20 protein-coding genes are annotated in these 19,076 nt (G+C 40.0%); 3 read left to right on the top strand and 17 right to left on the bottom strand.

What is annotated here, in order from left to right:
• Nucleotides 1-6: 6 nt before the first annotated feature.
• From ADS77_RS08225 to ADS77_RS08145, 17 genes are all read right to left on the bottom strand, one after another.
• The gene (locus ADS77_RS08225; RefSeq protein ID WP_054203351.1) at nucleotides 7-441 is read right to left on the bottom strand and encodes a flagellar protein FlaG; all 435 of its coding nucleotides are present in this window, start codon (nucleotides 439-441) and stop codon (nucleotides 7-9) included.
• A gap of 75 nt (nucleotides 442-516) precedes the next feature.
• Complete coding sequence (locus ADS77_RS08220) at nucleotides 517-1,479, bottom strand: flagellin (protein WP_054203352.1); 963 nt, start codon at nucleotides 1,477-1,479, stop codon at nucleotides 517-519.
• A 165-nt stretch (nucleotides 1,480-1,644) separates the two neighbouring features.
• A complete protein-coding gene (locus ADS77_RS08215) occupies nucleotides 1,645-2,613 on the bottom strand; it encodes a flagellin (RefSeq protein WP_054203353.1) in 969 nt (322 codons plus the stop codon).
• Nucleotides 2,614-3,040: 427 nt separating this feature from the next.
• Nucleotides 3,041-4,003 (bottom strand): flagellin, encoded by a 963-nt coding sequence (locus ADS77_RS08210; RefSeq protein WP_054203354.1) that lies wholly within the window; start codon nucleotides 4,001-4,003, stop codon nucleotides 3,041-3,043.
• A gap of 345 nt (nucleotides 4,004-4,348) precedes the next feature.
• Nucleotides 4,349-5,581 (bottom strand): flagellar hook-associated protein FlgL, encoded by a 1,233-nt coding sequence (flgL, locus tag ADS77_RS08205; protein ID WP_054453854.1) that lies wholly within the window; start codon nucleotides 5,579-5,581, stop codon nucleotides 4,349-4,351.
• A 2-nt stretch (nucleotides 5,582-5,583) separates the two neighbouring features.
• Nucleotides 5,584-7,587 carry a flagellar hook-associated protein FlgK gene (gene flgK, locus ADS77_RS08200; protein WP_054453851.1) on the bottom strand — a complete coding sequence of 668 codons (2,004 nt, stop codon included), beginning with the start codon at nucleotides 7,585-7,587 and terminating at the stop codon, nucleotides 5,584-5,586.
• Nucleotide 7,588: 1 nt separating this feature from the next.
• Nucleotides 7,589-8,554 carry a flagellar assembly peptidoglycan hydrolase FlgJ gene (gene flgJ, locus ADS77_RS08195; RefSeq protein WP_054203357.1) on the bottom strand — a complete coding sequence of 322 codons (966 nt, stop codon included), beginning with the start codon at nucleotides 8,552-8,554 and terminating at the stop codon, nucleotides 7,589-7,591.
• 270 nt (nucleotides 8,555-8,824) lie between these two features.
• On the bottom strand, nucleotides 8,825-9,919 hold the full coding sequence (locus ADS77_RS08190) for a flagellar basal body P-ring protein FlgI (RefSeq protein ID WP_054203358.1): 1,095 nt from the start codon (nucleotides 9,917-9,919) through the stop codon (nucleotides 8,825-8,827).
• Between the two features lie 12 nt (nucleotides 9,920-9,931).
• Complete coding sequence (gene flgH / locus ADS77_RS08185) at nucleotides 9,932-10,615, bottom strand: flagellar basal body L-ring protein FlgH (RefSeq protein WP_054203359.1); 684 nt, start codon at nucleotides 10,613-10,615, stop codon at nucleotides 9,932-9,934.
• A gap of 17 nt (nucleotides 10,616-10,632) precedes the next feature.
• Nucleotides 10,633-11,421, bottom strand: coding sequence for a flagellar basal-body rod protein FlgG (gene flgG / locus ADS77_RS08180; protein WP_054203360.1), 789 nt, complete (start codon nucleotides 11,419-11,421; stop codon nucleotides 10,633-10,635).
• Between the two features lie 21 nt (nucleotides 11,422-11,442).
• Nucleotides 11,443-12,207 (bottom strand): flagellar basal body rod protein FlgF, encoded by a 765-nt coding sequence (locus ADS77_RS08175; RefSeq protein ID WP_054203361.1) that lies wholly within the window; start codon nucleotides 12,205-12,207, stop codon nucleotides 11,443-11,445.
• A gap of 229 nt (nucleotides 12,208-12,436) precedes the next feature.
• Entirely contained in the window at nucleotides 12,437-13,780 is a 1,344-nt protein-coding gene (flgE, locus tag ADS77_RS08170; protein WP_054203362.1) for a flagellar hook protein FlgE, read from the bottom strand.
• A 59-nt stretch (nucleotides 13,781-13,839) separates the two neighbouring features.
• Nucleotides 13,840-14,520: a flagellar hook assembly protein FlgD gene (locus ADS77_RS08165; protein WP_054203363.1), complete on the bottom strand. Its 681-nt coding sequence runs from the start codon at nucleotides 14,518-14,520 to the stop codon at nucleotides 13,840-13,842.
• A gap of 13 nt (nucleotides 14,521-14,533) precedes the next feature.
• A complete protein-coding gene (flgC, locus tag ADS77_RS08160; RefSeq protein WP_054203364.1) occupies nucleotides 14,534-14,965 on the bottom strand; it encodes a flagellar basal body rod protein FlgC in 432 nt (143 codons plus the stop codon).
• Between the two features lie 2 nt (nucleotides 14,966-14,967).
• Complete coding sequence (gene flgB, locus ADS77_RS08155; protein ID WP_054203365.1) at nucleotides 14,968-15,378, bottom strand: flagellar basal body rod protein FlgB; 411 nt, start codon at nucleotides 15,376-15,378, stop codon at nucleotides 14,968-14,970.
• Between the two features lie 150 nt (nucleotides 15,379-15,528).
• Complete coding sequence (locus tag ADS77_RS08150; RefSeq protein ID WP_054203366.1) at nucleotides 15,529-16,359, bottom strand: CheR family methyltransferase; 831 nt, start codon at nucleotides 16,357-16,359, stop codon at nucleotides 15,529-15,531.
• A 20-nt stretch (nucleotides 16,360-16,379) separates the two neighbouring features.
• Nucleotides 16,380-17,312 (bottom strand): chemotaxis protein, encoded by a 933-nt coding sequence (locus ADS77_RS08145; RefSeq protein ID WP_054203367.1) that lies wholly within the window; start codon nucleotides 17,310-17,312, stop codon nucleotides 16,380-16,382.
• Between the two features lie 141 nt (nucleotides 17,313-17,453).
• Between ADS77_RS08145 and flgA the strand changes: the two genes are divergently transcribed.
• From flgA to flgN, 3 genes are all read left to right on the top strand, one after another.
• On the top strand, nucleotides 17,454-18,161 hold the full coding sequence (flgA, locus tag ADS77_RS08140) for a flagellar basal body P-ring formation chaperone FlgA (protein ID WP_054203368.1): 708 nt from the start codon (nucleotides 17,454-17,456) through the stop codon (nucleotides 18,159-18,161).
• A 78-nt stretch (nucleotides 18,162-18,239) separates the two neighbouring features.
• Nucleotides 18,240-18,557 (top strand): flagellar biosynthesis anti-sigma factor FlgM, encoded by a 318-nt coding sequence (flgM, locus tag ADS77_RS08135; protein ID WP_054203369.1) that lies wholly within the window; start codon nucleotides 18,240-18,242, stop codon nucleotides 18,555-18,557.
• Nucleotides 18,550-18,981: a flagellar export chaperone FlgN gene (flgN, locus tag ADS77_RS08130; protein WP_054203370.1), complete on the top strand. Its 432-nt coding sequence runs from the start codon at nucleotides 18,550-18,552 to the stop codon at nucleotides 18,979-18,981. The genes flgM and flgN overlap by 8 nt, the downstream gene beginning before the upstream one ends.
• Nucleotides 18,982-19,076: the final 95 nt, after the last annotated feature.

The following is a 19,076-nucleotide window of genomic DNA, read 5'->3' as shown; positions in this document are numbered from 1 at the left end:
AAAGTGTTAGGCGGTTTGATTCAATAGCAAACCTTTGTTAGTAAGTTTATCGGCAAATTCATCTAAAGCTTTAGCTACTTCTCTAAATTCTTTAGTCGGTATTTCACGAATAACCTCTTCGCTTTTCTTATCAAATACTTTGATAATCGGCGGATCACCATCTTCATCAAATTCAAACACTAAATTAGTTGAAGTAACGGGTATATATTTATTTAATTTTTCTAAGTTCTCTTTTACTTCTTCGATCAGCGCTTTTCTTTCACCTTCTGAATCTAGCTCTTTGCCGTCTTCAACAAACGCAGGTTCTCTTCCAGCAATTTTTACGCCACCTTGTTCAACATTTACTTTTTTATTAACTTCATTTAATTCACTTTTATTTGTAAAAGATGAATTAGCAGACAGATTTTCGTTTGATTTGATTATTGCACTTAAATCAGCCATGGTAGGTCTCCTTCAAAACACAAACAAAGTATAAGTCATTATCAAGCAAAAGCTCAATAATGACTTAGAAACCCATTAGCCTAGTAACGACAGTGCTACTTGTGGACGCTGGTTTGCTTGACTTAGAATCGATTGGCTTGCCTGTTGAAGTATTTGTGACTTTGTTAGACTCGCTGTCTCAGCTGCGAAATCAGTATCTTTTATACGTGATTTTGCTGCACTTAAGTTCTCAGAGATATTTGATTGGTTACGGATTGTTGATTGGAATCGGTTTTGTACCGCACCAAGCTCTGCACGTTTTTTATCAACCACAGCAATCATCGCATCCATACCAGCCATTACAGCTTGTGCATTTGCTTGAGAAGATACACTGATCCCCGACGCTGAAAAGACTGATGAGAAAGCAGTTTCATCTGCAGATGCACCCACTTGCGTACTAATTGTACCCGCTGTAGCACTTAAACTTGCACCCGTTACAGCACTCGCAACACTGGCAATACCTGACATAGTAAAGCCGCCGTCAGCTGCAATAGAGTTAGCTGTGCCACCAACATCTTTCATACTAAAGCTAATATTTTGAATCGCATCAGCACCTACTTGAAAGTTGGCAGAAAATGAGCCATCTAATAAGTTTTGACCACCAAACGTAGTATCGGCAGCTACACGGTTTACTTCTGACGATAATGAACGAATTTCTTCTTGGATAGCCAAGCGATCTTCATCGGTATTAGAACCATTTGATGCTTGCTGTGCCAATGTTCGCATACGCTGAAACATAGATGTTGTTTCATCAAGCGCACCTTCAGCAGTTTGTGCAAGTGAAATACCATCATTTGCGTTACGATTACCTTGATCTAGGCCGCTTATTTGGCTAGTCAAACGGTTAGATATTTGCATACCTGCAGCATCATCTTTCGCACTATTAATACGAAAACCTGATGAAAGGCGTTGAAAGGATGTATCTAGTTGGTTGCCAGACTTCATTAACTGGCGTTGTGCGTTCAAAGAACTCACATTAGTATTTACATATAAAGCCATAATAGCCTCCGCTTTATCATTTTAAATAGAATAACAACGGGATACCCCTACCCTGTTATTATTCCAGACTGAGAGTCCTAGATTTTTAGTTCTCTAAGTCAGTTATCGTCAGATAAAACGGAAACTTTAGCTTTATTTATAATTTTTTAACAATTCTATTTTATTTTAGCCCTGTAACAAGCTTAATGCAGCCTGAGGTCGTTGATTCGCTTGACCTAAAATTGTTTGGCTTGCTTGTTGTAATATTTGGTTTTTAGTTAAATTTGCTGTTTCCATGGCGAAGTCTGCATCTTTAATACGTGACTTAGCAGAGGCTAAGTTTTCAGAAATATTAGCTTGGTTTCGTATTGTAGACTGAAACCGATTTTGAACTGCACCGAGTTCAGCACGCTTTTTATCTACAACGGCAATAAGTGAATCCATTCCAGCCAAAACAGCTTGCGCGTTTACTTGTGACGACACACTAATACCCGCGGCTGTAAATACAGCAGAAAAATCTAAAGTTGTCGATGCCGTTGCACCATCAACAGAACTGACATTTGCTGCAAGTGTTGAAAGCGCCTTTCCACCTACTGCAGATGCTACACCTGCAACACCTGAAATAGTGAAACCACCATTAGCCGCTAATGAATTGGCCGTATCACCAACTGATTGCATACTAAACCCAATTGTTTGCACAGCATCAGCGCCGACTTGAAAGCTTGCAGAGTAAGAACCATCTAGTAAATTTTGGCCGCCGAATGTGGTATCACTGGCGATCCGATTAACTTCATCTGATAGCTGCCTGATCTCTTCTTGGATCGCAAGCCTATCTTCATCAGTATTAGAGCCGTTTGCTGATTGCTGTGCCAATGTTCGAATACGCTGGAATGTTGATGTAATTTCATCAAGAGCACCTTCGGCAGTTTGTGCTAAAGAAATGCCATCATTCGCATTACGATTGCCTTGGTTTAAGCCTAGGATTTGCGACTGTAAACGATCCGATATTTGTAAACCAGCGGCATCATCAGCAGCACTATTAATACGCAACCCAGATGATAAACGTTTAAATGATGTATCTAAGTCGTTTCCAGTTCTTTCTAGCTGTCTTTGTGCATTTAACGCACTGACATTCGTGTTTACAAATAAAGCCATAATAAACTCTCTTCTTATCTGTCAAATTAAAGCCACTTTAATTAAGTGGAATTTTGACAAAGTGACTAGTTACAGCAGCCAAGATATATTGGCCCGGGGCAATAAACTGCCACTTTGCAGGTTAATTTAAAAACTTAATAAGTATTGAGCAATCTTTAGGCCAACTTTATGATTATTTATTGACCCCATAAAAAAAGGGCCTTTAAAAGGCCCTTGAAAGATAAGTTTGAGAGTAGGTTTAAAACAAAAACATTGGCATAGTTTATGCTTTGCATATTATGTTCTTACAAATGTGAGAACACTTCAGGATTTTAAGCGCCTCCGCTTTATCAATCCGTTTCAGCGCCTTTGTTAATACCCCATTAGACAAAGGCGCTACATTCTTAGTCAATTAATTGACGTCGCTTCAAAATTAATAAATCAGTTATTAACCTAGAAGACTTAATGCTGCCTGTGGACGCTGATTAGCCTGGCTAAGAATTGTTTGGCTTGCCTGTTGTAGAATCTGCATTTTAGTTAAGTTAGCAGTTTCTTGTGCAAAGTCAGTATCTTTAATACGTGATTTTGCAGCACTTAAGTTTTCAGAAATATTCGATTGGTTACGAATAGTTGACTGGAACCTGTTTTGAACAGCACCTAGCTCCGCACGTTTTTTATCTACTACCGCGATAAGCGAATCCATACCCGCCATTACCGCTTGTGCATTGGCCTGTGACGATACACTGATACCACCAGCAGTAAATACTGATGAAAATGCTGTTTCATCTGCTGATGCGCCTACTTGCGAACTAATCGTTCCAGCTGTAGCACTTAAGCTAGCACCGGTTACCGCACTGGCAACACCTGCAATGCCTGACATGGTGAAACCACCATTATCCGCTATAGAGTTAGCCGTTCCACCAACTGATGCCATACTAAAGCTGATATTCTGAACAGCGTCAGCGCCTACTTGGAAGTTAGCTGAGAAAGAGCCATCTAATAGGTTTTGACCACCAAACGTTGTATCTGCAGCAACACGATTCACTTCTGATGATAATGAACGAATCTCTTCTTGAATTGCTAAGCGATCTTCATCTGTGTTTGAACCATTCGCTGCTTGTTGTGCAAGTGTACGCATACGTTGAAACATTGAAGTTGTTTCGTCTAGTGCACCCTCAGCAGTTTGAGCTAATGAAATACCATCGTTTGCGTTACGGTTACCTTGGTTAAGGCCATTAATTTGTGACGTTAAACGGTCAGAAATTTGTAGACCCGCTGCATCATCTTTCGCACTGTTGATACGAAAACCTGATGATAAACGTTGAAATGATGTATCTAGTGCATTACCAGAATTGTTTAATTGTCTTTGTGCGTTTAACGCGCTAACATTTGTATTTACATATAAAGCCATGATATCTCTCCCGAAGTAAACTTATCATTTACTCTCAAACTTACTGGATTAAGCAGTGGTTGTTATTTTCAACGCTTTGCTTGGTTAATTAAGTTATCGGTCTACTCAAAAAATCCTTTAGCTTTTTTTTAAGTTTTTTTAATAAAAAACATTAATCCATTGTAATTTAATAACTTTTAAATTAAATACAATTGATTTCAATGGTCAAATAATGCAGAGATCACAACTGCTATTTTTTACTAAGATAATATTTTAGGAAGCTATAAGTGTCTAAATATAAAAGATATAAGTTTAAAGGAAGGAAAAAATAAGAGTAAGGCAACAGATTGCCTTACTCTTTATACTTTATAGATAATCGAACAGTGATAAATTAGCTAAGCGGCCAAATGTTGCCTGCGAGGCTTGTAATGCAGTTTCTTGTTTGGTGAGTTCAGTTATGGCTTCGGCCATATCGAGTTCAACTAAGTCAGCTCGCGATGCTTTATTATTCACATCACGATCGCTGTTAGAGTCTGTTACCTTTTCCGTTGTATTAAGTCGCCCACCCAAACCGGCTTGCGTCAAAGAGACATTGTTTTTTGCATTATCAATTTGAGTCATTGCATCAGCTAATACTTGCTCATAATCATCTTGGTTAATTGTGGTGTCAGTCAAGCCTGCGATTAAATCACTTAATGTATTTAAAATATTCTCTTTTTGAGGGGCTTCTAATGTAAAATCCACTTGCCCACTCGCTACAGGACTAATGTCAATTTCCATTCCTGCAAAGTTGATTGTTCCGTTATCAAAGCTACCTGATTCAATAATGTTCCCCCCCTGCTCTACTTGATATGTATTAGGGGTCCCCGCGGTCGTTATCACATTATATGTATTTGCGCCTGCGACTGCATTTGGATCTGCGTTATAACTCGCTTTGTGAAACGCATCAAACTCAGCCTGTTCTTTTACATAAACTTTGGCGCTTGTGATCCCACCGCTTGCAACACCATCATTGGATGTGAGGTTTAAGCGCGCATTTACTTTTTCAAACACATCAAAACCATTGTCGCTGGATTTTATTTCTACACCTTCAGCTACTTTGATCTTATGTTGGCCTTGATCACCGCCGTACTCGTACTTACTCGACGTAGAGTTAAAGCTGTAAGTTTGCGTGTTATCTTGGTAACCAGAAAAAATATACTTATTGTCTTCTGTTTTAGCATTCATTAAATCATGTACATTACTTTGAATTGATTTGATTTCTTCCGCAATACCTTGACGATCTATATCGCTATATGCACCATTACCAGCCTGAATAGCTAATGTATGTGCTTTTTCAAGTGAAAGTTTGATATTTTCAAGCACACTCTCTTGAATATTTAAACGACTGGTCAACATAGTAATATTTTTACTAAACTGTTCATTTGTTTGAATCTTATCTGTATACAGTAATGCACGTGCAGTCGCTGAGGGGTCATCTGAGGCAGTTAAAACACGTTTTTGAGTATTAACTTGCTCTTGTGCTTTATTGACATTTTGTTGGTTTTTCAAAATAGAATTCACACTACTTTGATACATTAAATTGTTTGATAAACGCATAATTACCTCGTAGCACCAAGTAAAGTGTCAAAAATAGTACGGGATGTCGCAAGCACCTGAGCTGACGCTGCATAAGATTGCTGAAAGCGCAGTAAATTGGCCGCCTCTTCATCAAGATTAACCCCTGATAATGATTCATACCAAGCCTCTGATTGCTTTGCTAACGCTTCAAAGGCTGCACCATTTGTTTTTGCTTGGTTAGTTACAACGCCTACATCTGTTACTAAAGCCCCATAAGCTTGATTAAAGGTCTTATGATTATCTGCTGTCGCTGTGGTGACAACATTTTGACGCACTAACTCACCATTTTGTAACTCAGCTAGTTTTAACCCATTACGGTTATCATCAAAGCCACCTGTATTAAACTCTAATGTAAAGGTATCACCTGTTGCTGGCGTGCCTTCAATATTAAAATCAAAACCATAACCATCAAACGGAGCGCCTGCTTGAGCTAAAATATTCTCAGCCGGTGGCGTTATTGTAAATGTACTCGTACCGCTGCCGTCTGTAATTGTATACTCGTTTAAATTCGCTGTTTTAACTAAACTAACATCACCATTAGTCAGCCCTGGCGGTGTTGCTGTAAAACCACCGGAGTCAATACTCGTCACATCACCTACAGATATACTCGCTTCACTGGTGTTATTAATATCATTTGCGGTACGAATTGGAGCAGCTAATGCTAAATCTTCTGGCCTATTCGTTGCCATTTCTAAGCTAGATGCAGCCTGAGCATTCAGTTTTATCTGAAATTGATCATCAACGTTTCCCGTACCAGAGACATTAATCTGCAAACCAAACGATTCACCACTGGTAATCGTTGATGAATCAACAATACCGCCAACAATATTAGCCGTAGAGGCACTGCCGAGTGGCTCACCTTTATTATCAACAGGCTGAATTTCAACTGTCGTTGCACTGGTATAAGTAATAACAAAGTCACTTGCAGGTATTTCGCTGCCTTTGCCAGGCTCTAATGTGGCAGTCATTGCCGCTGTACCTGTATTAGCTTGATATGCAAACCCACCGGTTGTAGGTATAGTAAAAATATCGCCACCTAGCTCACCATTACCATCCATTCCAAGCCTATTTTGCTGATTAAATGCATCTGCAATCGCAAGTCCCATTTGCCCTAACTGGTTTTGTGCTGGTACTAATACATCATCACGAAATGCCAGCAGTCCACCAATTTTACCTTTTAGTTTACCTACATCAACTTCAAGCGGCACAGCTTTGCCGTCGTTTATATCTAGGTGAAGTTCTTTAAAGTTAGGATCAGGGTCACCGCGCATTGAAAATAAATTAAATGAACCACTTTGCATTACAAGTGCTTCTCCTGTGCCCATAAACACCAGTTTTTCACCATTAGGGCCGTCTAACGTTTCAATATCAACCAACTCTGATAACTCGCGTATTGCTTGATCACGTTCGTTAAACATGGAACTTGCATCAGCAGCATTTCGCGTCCCATTAACAGCTGCGACTTGTTTGTTAAGCTTGCTGATATTCTGTACTAACGTATTCGCTTCCCCAGAAAATATTTCAAGCTGCTCGTTCACAATATTTTTTTGATCAAATACGATCCCAGATAAACGCTCCATTTGACTAATTAAATTTTGCGCATCAGTCATTACTAGCGAGCGGGCAACCGTTGAAGAGGGCTGATTTAAACTCTCCTGCACATTATTAAAAAGGGAGTTTATACTGGTAGATAAGCTATTAGACTCTTGAGAGAATAATGTATCTACTCGGCCAGCTTCGCTAACAAATTGATCAAAGAATGCTTTATTTGAAGTATCGCGATTTAGTTGTTTTTGTGCGAACTCATTAAGTAATCTGTACGTATCACCACGACCAACTTGATTATCGATCATAGTCATGTGCTCTGTACGCTCGCGCACATAGCCCACTGTATTTACATTGGCAATATTCTTGCTGGTCGTTTGCAGTAATTCTGTATTAGCACGTACACCAGAATTAGCAATGTCTAACAAATTAAACGACATTTTAATTTACTCCTTGGCGAACCAATGTTGCCGCCAATGTTTTAAGCTCAGTGCGATTAAGTACCTGCTTAATTTTATCGGCATAATTGGGGTCGGTTGCATACCCCGCTTTTTGTAATGAATCTAAAAAAGCGGCAGGTTTTGCGGTATTTTGTAAGGCTTCTTGATAACGTGGGTTTTGCGTCAAAAATTCAACAAAGTCATTTACACTGTCTTTGATTGAGTCATAGGCTCTAAAGCTAGCCTGTTTTTTAACAGGCATACCTTCTTCAAATTCAAGTGTAACTTTACTGGCTTTATCACCTTGCCAGCTTCTATCTGACTTAATATTGAATAAATTAAATGAGCTATTACCATCACTTTTATTAATAATGTGTTTCCCCCAGCCAGTCTCAAGTGCAGCTTGTGCAACCATTACAGCTGGGTTTAACCCTATTTTTTCTGCGGCTGTTTTAGCGTGCTCCCACACACTTGAGATAAACTCTTCAGCATTTTCAAACTGTGGTTTTTGCTGCTTTTGCGCTTTACTGGCAGAGGCTGAGTCAACGCTAGCATCAGTACTTTTACCGTTTGCACGGTTATCACTTGAAAACTCATTAACTGAGCGCAGTACAGACCCTGGCATAAAGTTTTTAGTATCTGGGGAGAGTTGTTGAACAATAATATCAGCCAAACCTAGCGAGCCTTTTGAAGAAAGCTCAACGGATAGTTGCTGGTCATGCATTTCTTCAAAGAACTTTACACCGCTTGAATTAAATGGACTTTCTTTATCCTCAAAGGCTTCATTTGCTTTGCGCATACTTTTAAGTAACATTTGCGTAAAGATAGATTCAAATTGTGCCGCTGCTTTTTTCAGCGCTTCTTTAGACGCTTCAGGCGAAGCCCCGCCCTTTAAGGCCTCTTGACGCAGTGAGTCAAGATTCCCTAAATCAAAGAAGTTTTGTTTATCGAGATGATTAGTATCCATCAGCAATTTGACACAATAGTTAATAATACTACTAACAATGCAATAATTGAGCCAAATATCATGTTGGCGTGTTGGCGTGTTGGCGTGTTGGCGTGTTGGCGTGTTGGCGTGTTGGCGTGTTGGCGTGTTGGCGTGAAAGTAAAACAAGTATGCTAGGTGGTTACAAAGTAAAGTTAGCCTCGGCTAGATTTTTTATCCAGTAAACAAATGTCTACAATGTCGCGAAGGCGGTAATGTAGACATTCGTGAATGTCGCTAATAGATCACATGTTAAATCACAACAAGCTGTCCATTTATTGCCCCTGCTTCTTTTAGTGCTTCTAAAATGGCCATTAAATCACCAGGTGCTGCGCCCACTTCATTAATAGCACGCACTAAGTCATCAAGGCTTACACCTGGATTAAAAACAAAAGCACGCGAATCATCTTCGTTCACATCTATTATACTTTGATTAGTAACGACCGTTTCCCCTTCAGCCAGTGGATTTGGCTGCGCCACATTTTGCTGCTCTGCAATTGTTACCGTTAAACCACCATGAGTAATTGCCGCAGGTTGTAATTTTACATTTTTGCCAATCACAATCGTACCAGTGCGCGAATTAACAATGATTTTTGCGGCGGTATCAGCAGGCTTAAACTCTAAATTTTCAAGTGTTGATAAGTAAGAAACACGTTGCGATGCATCTCTTGGAGCAATTACACGTATTGATGCGGCATCTATCGCTGTTGCGCTATTTGGCCCGACCAGATCATTTATCACCTGCTCTAAACGTTTTGCCGTTGTAAAGTCAGGGCGATTTAAATTAAATGTAATGTAGTCGCCTTGCATAAAAGGGCTTTTAATCGCACGCTCCACCGTCGCACCATTTGGAATACGCCCCACTGTGGGTGTATTTATAACAACACGGCTACCATCGGCCCCTTCAGCGCCAAGTCCACCAACAATTAAACTCCCTTGCGCTATTGCATACGTATTACCATCAACCCCTTTTAGAAAGGTTTGAATTAAGGTACCACCACGTAAACTACCCGCGCTGCCAATTGAAGAAACGGTAATATCAATTCTTTGTCCTGGTTTTCTAAATGCGGGCAATTCTGCATGGACTGCAACAGCAGCCACATTTTTAATTTTTGGTTTTAAAGTAGCTGGTAATGTAATACCAAAACTATTTAACATACCTTTAAAGCTTTGTTCAGTGAATCTGCTTTGCTCACCAGTGCCAGGTAAACCTACAACCAAACCATACCCTACGAGTTGATTTGAACGAACACCTTCAACCATTGATACATCTTTAATACGCTCTGCAAAAACATTGGCGTGCCAACCTAATAAGCAAAGAGTAATTAATACTTTAAAGCCATTCATAATAACGATCCTTTAAAAAGGGAACAGTGCACTACTGAAGAACTGCGTTAACCAACCCGCACTTTGAGACTCTTGTAATTGCCCTTTGCCTGAATATTGAATTCTCGCATTAGCAATGCGATTAGAGGTAACTGTATTATCTGCAGTAACATCTTGTGGACGCACAAGCCCTTCGAGTCGAATAAACTCTTCACCTGTATTCAACGTCAGCCACTTTTCACCACGAATCACTAAATTTCCATTTGGTAACACACGCATTACGTTTACTGAAATATCACCAAATAAACTATTTGATTGGTTTGATTTTAAATCGCCATTAAAAGACGAGCCACTGCCAATGCCAAATTGAATGCTATCGCCACCAATATTAACCGGCAACCCCCCTAACCCAACAACAGGATCAAGACTTGCGTCACTTGTTTTATCAGTTTGAGTTTTTGCAGCTTTTGATGACTGTGTTGACTCTTGCAGTTTCACCGTAATAATATCGCCTGTGCGCAGTGCTTTTTTATCTGAATAAAGATCATTCGATAAATAACTATCAAATAGTGAACCTGTCGCTACAACTTGCTCTGTTGCAGGCTCTGGATACATAGGCGCATAGTAAGGGTCATCCTGAACCACATCAGTATTTTGGCTTGTCATACAGCCACTTAAAAATAATACACCCGTTAAGGTTATGGTAAAATTACGCATCACTTTGCCCCTAATCATTAAAGTTGCTGATTGATATAACTCATCATTTCATCCACAGCTGAAATAACTTTTGAGTTCATTTCATAAATACGCTGCGTCTCAATCAAGTTAACCAATTCTTCGGTCACATTAACATTAGACGTTTCTAATGCGCCTTGTACCACAGAACCTAAGCCTTCTAGACCTGGATTACCTTGCACTGGAGCACCACTGACGGCAGTCTCTGTATATAAGTTTTGACCAACAGGCTCTAAACCCGATGGATTAATAAAATCACTAATTGTTAGCTGCCCAATCACGACATTCTCAGCCTGCCCTGCAACACGTACAGATACTTCGCCGTCTTGCGAAATTGTGATGGACTGTGCATCATCAGGTACATTCATTTCAGGTTGAACCGGAAAACCTGCACCAGCGGTTACAATTCGACCATCTTCATCTGTCGTAAATTGGCCGTTTCGCGAATAGGCAATATTGCCATCTGGTTGTAGTATTTCGAAAAAACCAGGACCCGAAATCATCCAATCTAAGGAGTTTTCAGTGGTCAACATATTACCTTGAGAAAAGTTCTTTTGGTTGGCAACAACCTTAGCACCCGCACCAAGCATTAAACCTGATGGCATTTCTGTATCTTGCGATGAACGACCACCCGGCTGGTTAATATTTTGATAAAGTAAGTCTTCAAACACCGCTCGGCTCTTTTTATAACCGACAGTACTGGCATTGGCTAAGTTATTTGAGATCACCGAAATATCGGTTTGTTGGGCATCTAAGCCTGTTTTACTGATCCACAATGCAGGATTCATTTTTGTGTCCTCTCAATAAGGTTAAACAATGCGCATCAACTGAGTTTGACGTTCGTCAATTTCTTCAGCTGTTTTCATTAACTTAACTTGTAATTCAAATTGGCGTTGATGGCTTATCATATCCACCATCTCATGTACGGGGTTCACGTTTGACATCTCTAACATACCGCTCATCACTTTAACGTTTGGTGAGATATCACAAAACCCACATAAATCATCAATGAGTAACTCAGGCTTTGGTCTAAACAGGCCATCATTGCCTTTTTCAAGTTCAGAGTTATTTGCCTTAATGACCTTAAGGCGATCAACCACCTCTAAGAAGTTTGCTGGCGCACCTTGCGGGCGAACCTGAATCGCTCCGTCTTCACTAAACTCTAATTTTTCAATTGGTAACGGCAAAATGATCGGGCCACCCTCACCTATTACCTGACGACCATGACTCGTTATTAAAGCACCATCAGGGGTGATATTTAGTGTACCAACTTTGGTATAAGCTTCTTTGCCTGATGCATCTTGAACACTTAGCCAACCTTTATCGCTCAAAGCAATATCTAAATCACGGCCCGTTTCAACGATACCGCCTGAGGTCATGTTTGAACCTGGTCGCTCTTGCATTGAGAAAACGCGGGTAGGTAAACCTTCTCCAAAAGCTTGCATCGAACGAGCTTGTGCAAAGTCCGCTTTAAATCCAGTCGTATTGGCATTTGCTAAATTGTTTGCTTTGAGCGCGAGGCCCCGCATACTTTGCTTAGCCCCAGACGCTGCAATGTAGACCATCTTGTCCATAACATCGACTCACGTTAAAATTCTATAACGTAATAAATGCAAGATAAGTGCCACAATAAATTGACGCTAATTTAAGCTAAGGCCCGCGGGCAAAGAATAAGAATAAATTAGGCAAAGCAGTAATCAAATCAGGGGATTAAAAAAGGCCGCCAATTGCAGGCAGCCTAGGTGTCGGATCGTAAATAAGAACCTTACAGTATTAACTCTTAACTTAAGTTCAAGTTAATGATTAACGGATCTGCAAGATTGCTTGTTGTAATGTAGAGTTAACTTCAAGTGCACGTGAATTTGCTTGGAAGTTACGTTGTGCACTGATCAAATCAACCAATTCATTAGTTAAGTTTACATTTGACTGCTCTAGAGCAGATGAGTTAATTGAACCCAATGTACCTGATCCTGGCTCACCAGCAATTGGCTCACCCGATGTTAAGCTCTTTTTCCATGAAGTATCACCTGCTTGCTGTAAGCCTTGTGAGTTTGAAAAGCGAACCATAGCCACTTGGCCTAAGAATGAGGTATCACCATTGCTGTATGACGCAACGACCTTACCATCTGTACCAATATCAATCCCCGCTAAACGCCCCACTGTCGCACCATCTTGCTCAAGTGCTTTAACTTCAAAACGACTTGCGTATTGAGTCGGTACTTTATTACTCGTACCTGCAGAGTCACGCCAATTTACCGTAATTTCGTTCGGAAATTGTGCGCCATTACTCAATAAAGTGCTTAAACCTGCCGCAGCACCTGATGGCAATACTACATCAGGAAAAGTTGTTTCTGGCGCTGCTACATCAGGTAAACCTGCGGCAGTAAATTGCAATGAATCAATCGGGGTATGTGCTCCAGTTGCTGTTGCAGCACCCGTTATATCAAACGGTTGTTTATCCATCGTGGCATAAACACTCCAGCTATTTGCATTGGTCGCAGGATCTTGCTTTACAAAAAATAACTGCGCAACGTGAGGCTGACCTAACGAATCATAAATTGTTGTAGACGTTGACGAGTTATAACTCGTGCTATCGGTAGGATCAAATGTAGAAGTAGTAGGCACATCTGAACGCGAATCTAAATTCATTGAGCTATAAATATTGCTCGTATGACGCGGTGCTCCTGATGCATCAGGGATCTGAATCGGTGAAGTCGTACTTAAACTTACAGATGTTGTATTGCCTGTAGAAGGGTCAACAGGGAAGCCTTGCAAGTAATTACCACGTGCATCAACAACAAAGTTATCTTTATTGAGCTTAAAAGCACCTGCACGAGAATATGAAAAATCTTGCGATGCTATATCTTCACTCATTGCAAAATAACCTTCACCCGTGATTGCTAAATCTAATGAGTTTTGAGTAAACTTAAGTGAACCTTGGTGGAATTGTTGCGCCACCATGGTGGTTTGTACACCATCACCATTTTTTGTTTTGCCCGAGCTAAAAACTGACGATGCATACACATCAGCAAATTCAGCGCGCGACTCTTTAAAACCGGTCGTATTTACGTTAGCAATATTATTTGCAGTTACATCCAAATCTTTTTGTGCGGCTGCAATGCCAGTTAATGCAATATTGAAGCTCATAATTCACCTCTAATCTGTCAATGTTTAGCCGAAAGAAGGCTAACTAATTATTAAAATTTCTACGCGATTTCTGCAACGTCAGTTAGCCTAACCGCACCTTCTTTTGTGTTAACGATAATGCCATTAGCACCATTAATATTCACACTTTCGATATTCTTAAAAGTTGCAACAGGTAAACTTGTAAACTCACCATTAAGCTGCCCTTCTGCTTTAATTTTGTACTCACCTGGAGGTAAACGTTCCCCATCGGCATTTTTACCATCCCATGCAAAACGCACAGCACCCGCTGGTTGAGCCCCCATATCAATGGTACGTACCAACTGCCCTGAAGAATCTTCGATTCGTAGCATCAAGCTTTCAACGGGGCCTTCAGCAACAGCAGTCCCGCGAGCATCACCTGTGTCATTCAAATCTAACTTATCAGACTCTAATAACGCCTGCTTACCCACTAGAGTTGAGGCTTGTAATGCTGAATTCGATGTCATTGACGCTGCCAGTGACTGAAAGTTGCTATTTAAATTCGAGATCCCTTCAGCCATAGTAAAACTGGTCATCTGTGCGATCATCTGATCATTGTCGGCCGGCTTACTAGGATCTTGAAATGACAACTGTTGAGTTAGCAGCGAGAAAAAATCTTCTTGCGTTAACTCATCGCTTTTTTGCTCGCTCGCTACCTGTTTATCTTGCCACTTGAGCGAATCTAAATAGGTTGACGATGCTGTGCTGATATCGTTACTCATAACCTTTCCTCAATTACCGCTGCCCAAGCAACAGTGTTTTGCTTAACATTTGCTTTGCTGCATCAGCAACTTGCACATTTGTTTGATAAGAGCGTGAGGCAGAAATCATATTAGCCATTTCTTCAACAACGTTAACATTAGGTTTGTAGATATAACCATTTTCATCCGCACTTGGATGGTTCGGGTTATATTCTATTTGCAGTGGCTTATTACTCTCCACGATCCCTAACACTTTTACGCCAACAGACGACCCCTGTTTGTTGCCGTGCGATTCCGATGCTTTACTCAACTCCGCAGCAAACACAGCGTGGCGTGCTCGATAAGTCTTGTCTTGGCTTGAGCTAATAGTATTGGCATTAGAAATATTACTGGCTGTGGTATTTAAGCGTACATTCTGTGCACTCATACCTGTACCTGAAATATCGAAAACGTTATATAAACTCATGCTTAGGCTCCTTGACTACCGAGGGCTTTTTTAAGGCCTTTAATTTTACCGCTCATAAACTGCAGGCTTGCCTGATACTCTAATGAGTTCTTTGTATACAAGTTTCGTTCCACTTGTATATCCACTGAGTTACCATCACCTGTATCTGTTTGATTTGGCGAGCGAAACATTTCACTATTACCTACATAACGACTGCCGCCGGCAATGTGTTTAGCGTTGGTTGTTACCATGCTGTTGCCGCTTTGCTGGTGGCTTTTTGCCGTTTTAAGTGCAGACGCAAAATCGATATCTTTCGCTTTATAGCCTGGCGTATCAGCATTAGCGATATTGGTTGCTAATAACTCTGCTCGCTGCGAACGGATCAACATTGCGTGAGGATGCACCCCAAATGCTTTATCAAAACTGATAGCCATAACCATCTCCAAAAAATTGACTTAAGTTGATTAATGCAAAAGACGAGCCAGTTTAATGAACACAATAAAGGAAGGATTAACTTATTAATTATAAAGAAAAACGGTGCTTATACGGCACCGTTTTTTTAGGAGTAGCTAGAAGTGAATTAGTTATTTTTTTTGATAAATAATTCCAGGGTTGCACCTAACCATATCAAACTCATCACTGAGTCCCGACATTGACTCTGACGCTCCTAAAAACAAAAAGCCCTTAGGGTTAAGCGCTTGAGCAAATTGGGCGATAATTTTTGCTTTCACTTCAGGTGAAAAATAAATCAATACGTTACGGCAAAAAATAATATCAAACTTCCCCATCAGCGCATACGAGTCTAATAAATTTAGGTGTCTAAAACTAACCAGTTTTTTAATAGGATCAACAACCTGCGCCATGCCATTGCCGCTGTCTTTAAAAAACTTTTTACGGCGCTCTACTGACAAACCACGAGCTAAAGCGAGTGAATCATATTCTGCATGTTTACACATATCTAGCATCGTATTAGAAATATCAGTACCAATTATCTGAGCACCCATTTTTAATACACCAGGCTGCTTAGCCTGAAATTCAGCAACCGACATTGCAATTGAGTAAGGCTCCTGCCCAGAAGAGCTCGCCGCAGACCATATTTTTAATGGCCTACGTAACTCTTTATGCTCAGGAAACAATTTAGATTGCAATAACTCAAAAGGATATTGATCCCTGAACCAAAGTGTTTCATTTGTTGTCATTGCATCAACAACTGCAGCGCGTAACTGACGCTCATGTGGGCTGAGTGTTTTACTAACCAATTGCGAAAGCGATTCAACTTTAAAGCGCACCATTAAAGGCGCAAGTCTGCTTTTAACTAAATAAAGCTTATTATCGCCTAACACAATGCCGCATTGTTGCTCTAAAAAAGAACGAAATTGATTATACTCGCCTTGCTCTAAATGCTTATTTTCCAAAGTAACACCACCTATCAGAATTAGTCACAATGAACCCATTTTTTTACTGCTGTTGCCAATTCATCTGGGTTAAATTTTGCAATAAAGTCATCAGCACCGACTTTTTCAATCATTGCTTGATTAAACACACCACTAAGCGATGTATGTAAAATAACATGTAACGGCGCAAGTTTTGGATCAGCTTTAATTTCAGCGGTAAGAGTATAGCCGTCCATTTCAGGCATTTCTACATCTGAAATCAACAAACCAACACGTTCAGTAATATCATGTTTGCAATCAAGTTCTGCAATTTCACGAAGACGAATTAATGCCTCTTTACCATTTTTAGCGAGTTCAGTTTGAACACCTAAGGGTTCCAGAGCACGCTTTACTTGGTTACGCGCAACGGCTGAGTCATCAGCAATAAAGACGATACGCTCACCTAAGTCTTTTTGAATTTCACCATCACTAGCGATTTCGGCGCTAACTTCTGTATTTACAGGGCAAATTTCATTCAAGATTTTTTCTACATCAAGAATTTCAACCAACTCATTTTCAATTTCGGTCACTGCCGTTAAATATGAATATCGACCAGCCCCAGATGGCGGCGGCATTATTTTTTCCCAATTCATATTAACAATACGTTCAACACCACCCACTAAAAACCCTTGAACGGAGCGGTTATATTCAGCAATGATGATAAAACTATCTTTTATATTTTCGATTGCAGGGCCACCAACGGCCATAGATAAATCAATAACAGAAATTGTCTGCCCACGTATATGTGCAACACCTCGAATATACGCATTTGATTTTGGCATATTGGTTAAAGGAGGGCATTGTAGTACTTCTCTCACTTTAAACACGTTTATACCAAAGCGCTGCCGCCCTCTTAGCTTGAATAATAATAATTCAAGGCGGTTTTGCCCAACCAACTGAGTACGTTGGTTCACTGAGTCTAAAATGCCTGCCATTTCAATCTCCTAAAGAAAGCGAATAATAACGGAACAATAATTGCTTTCCTTCTTTAAAGCTACATAACATCGCGGGAGCGTCTATTCTTTGACGCTAAATATATATACCCTGTTTTCAACAATAAGCATAGTCGAAACATTATGAGTTTGTTAAAAAAAAGCCGAAGATACAGTGTTTTTTATTTTCTTGCTAGCCAATTTCTAGTATCACCTCTATACGCTCAATCTTACAGCAAGGAAGAATTACAAGAACTTGCGGTTTCGTACGTGGCTGATCAGTTAGGCCCTTCGCACCCAGAAACTCGCCAACTTAACGCACTCACCTTGGATAGCAGAATCCCTGATCGCAGTTGTCAAAGTCAACCTATGCTAACGATTCCTACAGAACCGCCCTTTAATCGTCAGGTCACAGTTCAAGTTAAATGTGATGATACGAATAGCTGGAGCCAATATGTTCACGTACGTGTCGTTGAGCTTTCTGCAGTAGTGGTCGCCAGTGAAAACCTCGCCAGAGGCGAAGTTATTCAAGATCATCATTTAAGTTTAATTATGAAGCCTAAACATTTTGTTAGAGTTCAGCATCTCCAAGACACACAGTTACTGATTGGCAGTCGTAGTAAACGAAATATACGCAGTGGTTTTCCTATTTCTATGAACCAAATATGTATGGTTTGCAAAGGCGACAACGTCACTATTTTTGCTGTGATCCGAGGGTTAAAAATTAAAGCTTCAGGTTTAGCCCTTGAAGATGGTACTTTAGGAGAGCAGATAAAAGTTAAGAATAAAAAATCAGGGAAAATTTTAAATGCCCGTGTTGACGGTGTAGAGTCTGTGCAGGTAAATATTTAAATTTCCATATTTATGCTAAAGTAACTAACATATATGCCGATAACTAGGCATCAGTTGGGTAATGTATAGGTTAAAATCATGGTAAGCCAAGTAAATAAAGGTCAACAACAGGCTAATGTGTTGGCCAATGCTAAACAGCAAAAAGTTGATTTACAAAATAATAGTTCACAAACAGCAGTGCAAACGGCGGCTCCTAAAGCTGCAACTGACTCTGTTAGCTTAACACCTCAAGCTCAGCAGCTTAAATCACTGCAAGAAAAAACACAGCAGTCATCTGGCTTTGATAGTAAAAAAGTTGAAGAGCTGAAAAAAGCAATCAGCGAAGGTAAATATCAAGTTGATACTGAAAAGTTAGCAAAAAGCATAGCTTCATTTGAGTTTGATGTGTATGGCTGATCATAATTCTTTAATATGCTCTAAGCTCACAATGCAGTTAAATTGCTTAACCTCATTGGCCAGTATTTTAGATGATGAATTAACAGCCATTGCATCTCGCCGTGGTGAAGGATTAAAAGATCTTGCCCAACAGAAGCTTAGTTTTTTAAGTAAAATTCAAACGCTCGATAAAGAACTAAAAACCTTAATGACGACTAATGATGAGCAATCAGCTGAACTCCCTGAACTTATTCATAATGTCCGAAAGCAACTAGAGTTTTGTAAGAAAAAAAACGACGTTAATGCTCATGCTGCTCATCAAGCAAATTTAACAGTTAGACAATTGAAAGATATATTAATTGGCGCGCCAACATCTATGACTTATGACCAAGGCGGCAGTGCTGTTCATGGTAATAATGAATTAGTTAGAAATCTAAAAGCATAAGCTTCTTCGTAACCAACACTTAAGATTATATTAAGCATTCCCTACTGCATCCAAATTTTAATGAAAGCGGCCTGTCATTTCTTTTAAAAAAGTCA

This window comes from Pseudoalteromonas porphyrae, assembly GCF_001298125.1.
Taxonomy (GTDB): Bacteria; Pseudomonadota; Gammaproteobacteria; order Enterobacterales; family Alteromonadaceae; genus Pseudoalteromonas; species Pseudoalteromonas neustonica.
This window is presented reverse-complemented; position numbering and strand designations above follow the sequence as displayed.

Coding starts and splice junctions, on each gene's coding strand:
- flgM (WP_054203369.1), top strand. CDS start 18,240: ATGGTAAGCCAAGTAAATAAAGGTCAACAACAGGCTAATGTGTTGGCC.
- flgG (WP_054203360.1), bottom strand. CDS start 11,421: ATGAATCCTGCATTGTGGATCAGTAAAACAGGCTTAGATGCCCAACAA.
- ADS77_RS08175 (WP_054203361.1), bottom strand. CDS start 12,207: ATGGACAAGATGGTCTACATTGCAGCGTCTGGGGCTAAGCAAAGTATG.
- ADS77_RS08210 (WP_054203354.1), bottom strand. CDS start 4,003: ATGGCTTTATATGTAAATACAAATGTTAGCGCGTTAAACGCACAAAGA.
- ADS77_RS08145 (WP_054203367.1), bottom strand. CDS start 17,312: ATGGCAGGCATTTTAGACTCAGTGAACCAACGTACTCAGTTGGTTGGG.
- flgE (WP_054203362.1), bottom strand. CDS start 13,780: ATGAGCTTCAATATTGCATTAACTGGCATTGCAGCCGCACAAAAAGAT.
- flgL (WP_054453854.1), bottom strand. CDS start 5,581: ATGCGTTTATCAAACAATTTAATGTATCAAAGTAGTGTGAATTCTATT.
- flgN (WP_054203370.1), top strand. CDS start 18,550: ATGGCTGATCATAATTCTTTAATATGCTCTAAGCTCACAATGCAGTTA.
- flgB (WP_054203365.1), bottom strand. CDS start 15,378: ATGGCTATCAGTTTTGATAAAGCATTTGGGGTGCATCCTCACGCAATG.
- ADS77_RS08190 (WP_054203358.1), bottom strand. CDS start 9,919: ATGAATGGCTTTAAAGTATTAATTACTCTTTGCTTATTAGGTTGGCAC.
- ADS77_RS08225 (WP_054203351.1), bottom strand. CDS start 441: ATGGCTGATTTAAGTGCAATAATCAAATCAAACGAAAATCTGTCTGCT.
- flgK (WP_054453851.1), bottom strand. CDS start 7,587: ATGTCGTTTAATTTGTTAGACATTGCTAATTCTGGTGTACGTGCTAAT.
- ADS77_RS08165 (WP_054203363.1), bottom strand. CDS start 14,520: ATGAGTAACGATATCAGCACAGCATCGTCAACCTATTTAGATTCGCTC.
- flgA (WP_054203368.1), top strand. CDS start 17,454: ATGAGTTTGTTAAAAAAAAGCCGAAGATACAGTGTTTTTTATTTTCTT.
- flgH (WP_054203359.1), bottom strand. CDS start 10,615: ATGCGTAATTTTACCATAACCTTAACGGGTGTATTATTTTTAAGTGGC.
- flgC (WP_054203364.1), bottom strand. CDS start 14,965: ATGAGTTTATATAACGTTTTCGATATTTCAGGTACAGGTATGAGTGCA.
- flgJ (WP_054203357.1), bottom strand. CDS start 8,554: ATGGATACTAATCATCTCGATAAACAAAACTTCTTTGATTTAGGGAAT.
- ADS77_RS08215 (WP_054203353.1), bottom strand. CDS start 2,613: ATGGCTTTATTTGTAAACACGAATGTCAGTGCGTTAAATGCACAAAGA.
- ADS77_RS08220 (WP_054203352.1), bottom strand. CDS start 1,479: ATGGCTTTATATGTAAATACTAATGTGAGTTCTTTGAACGCACAACGC.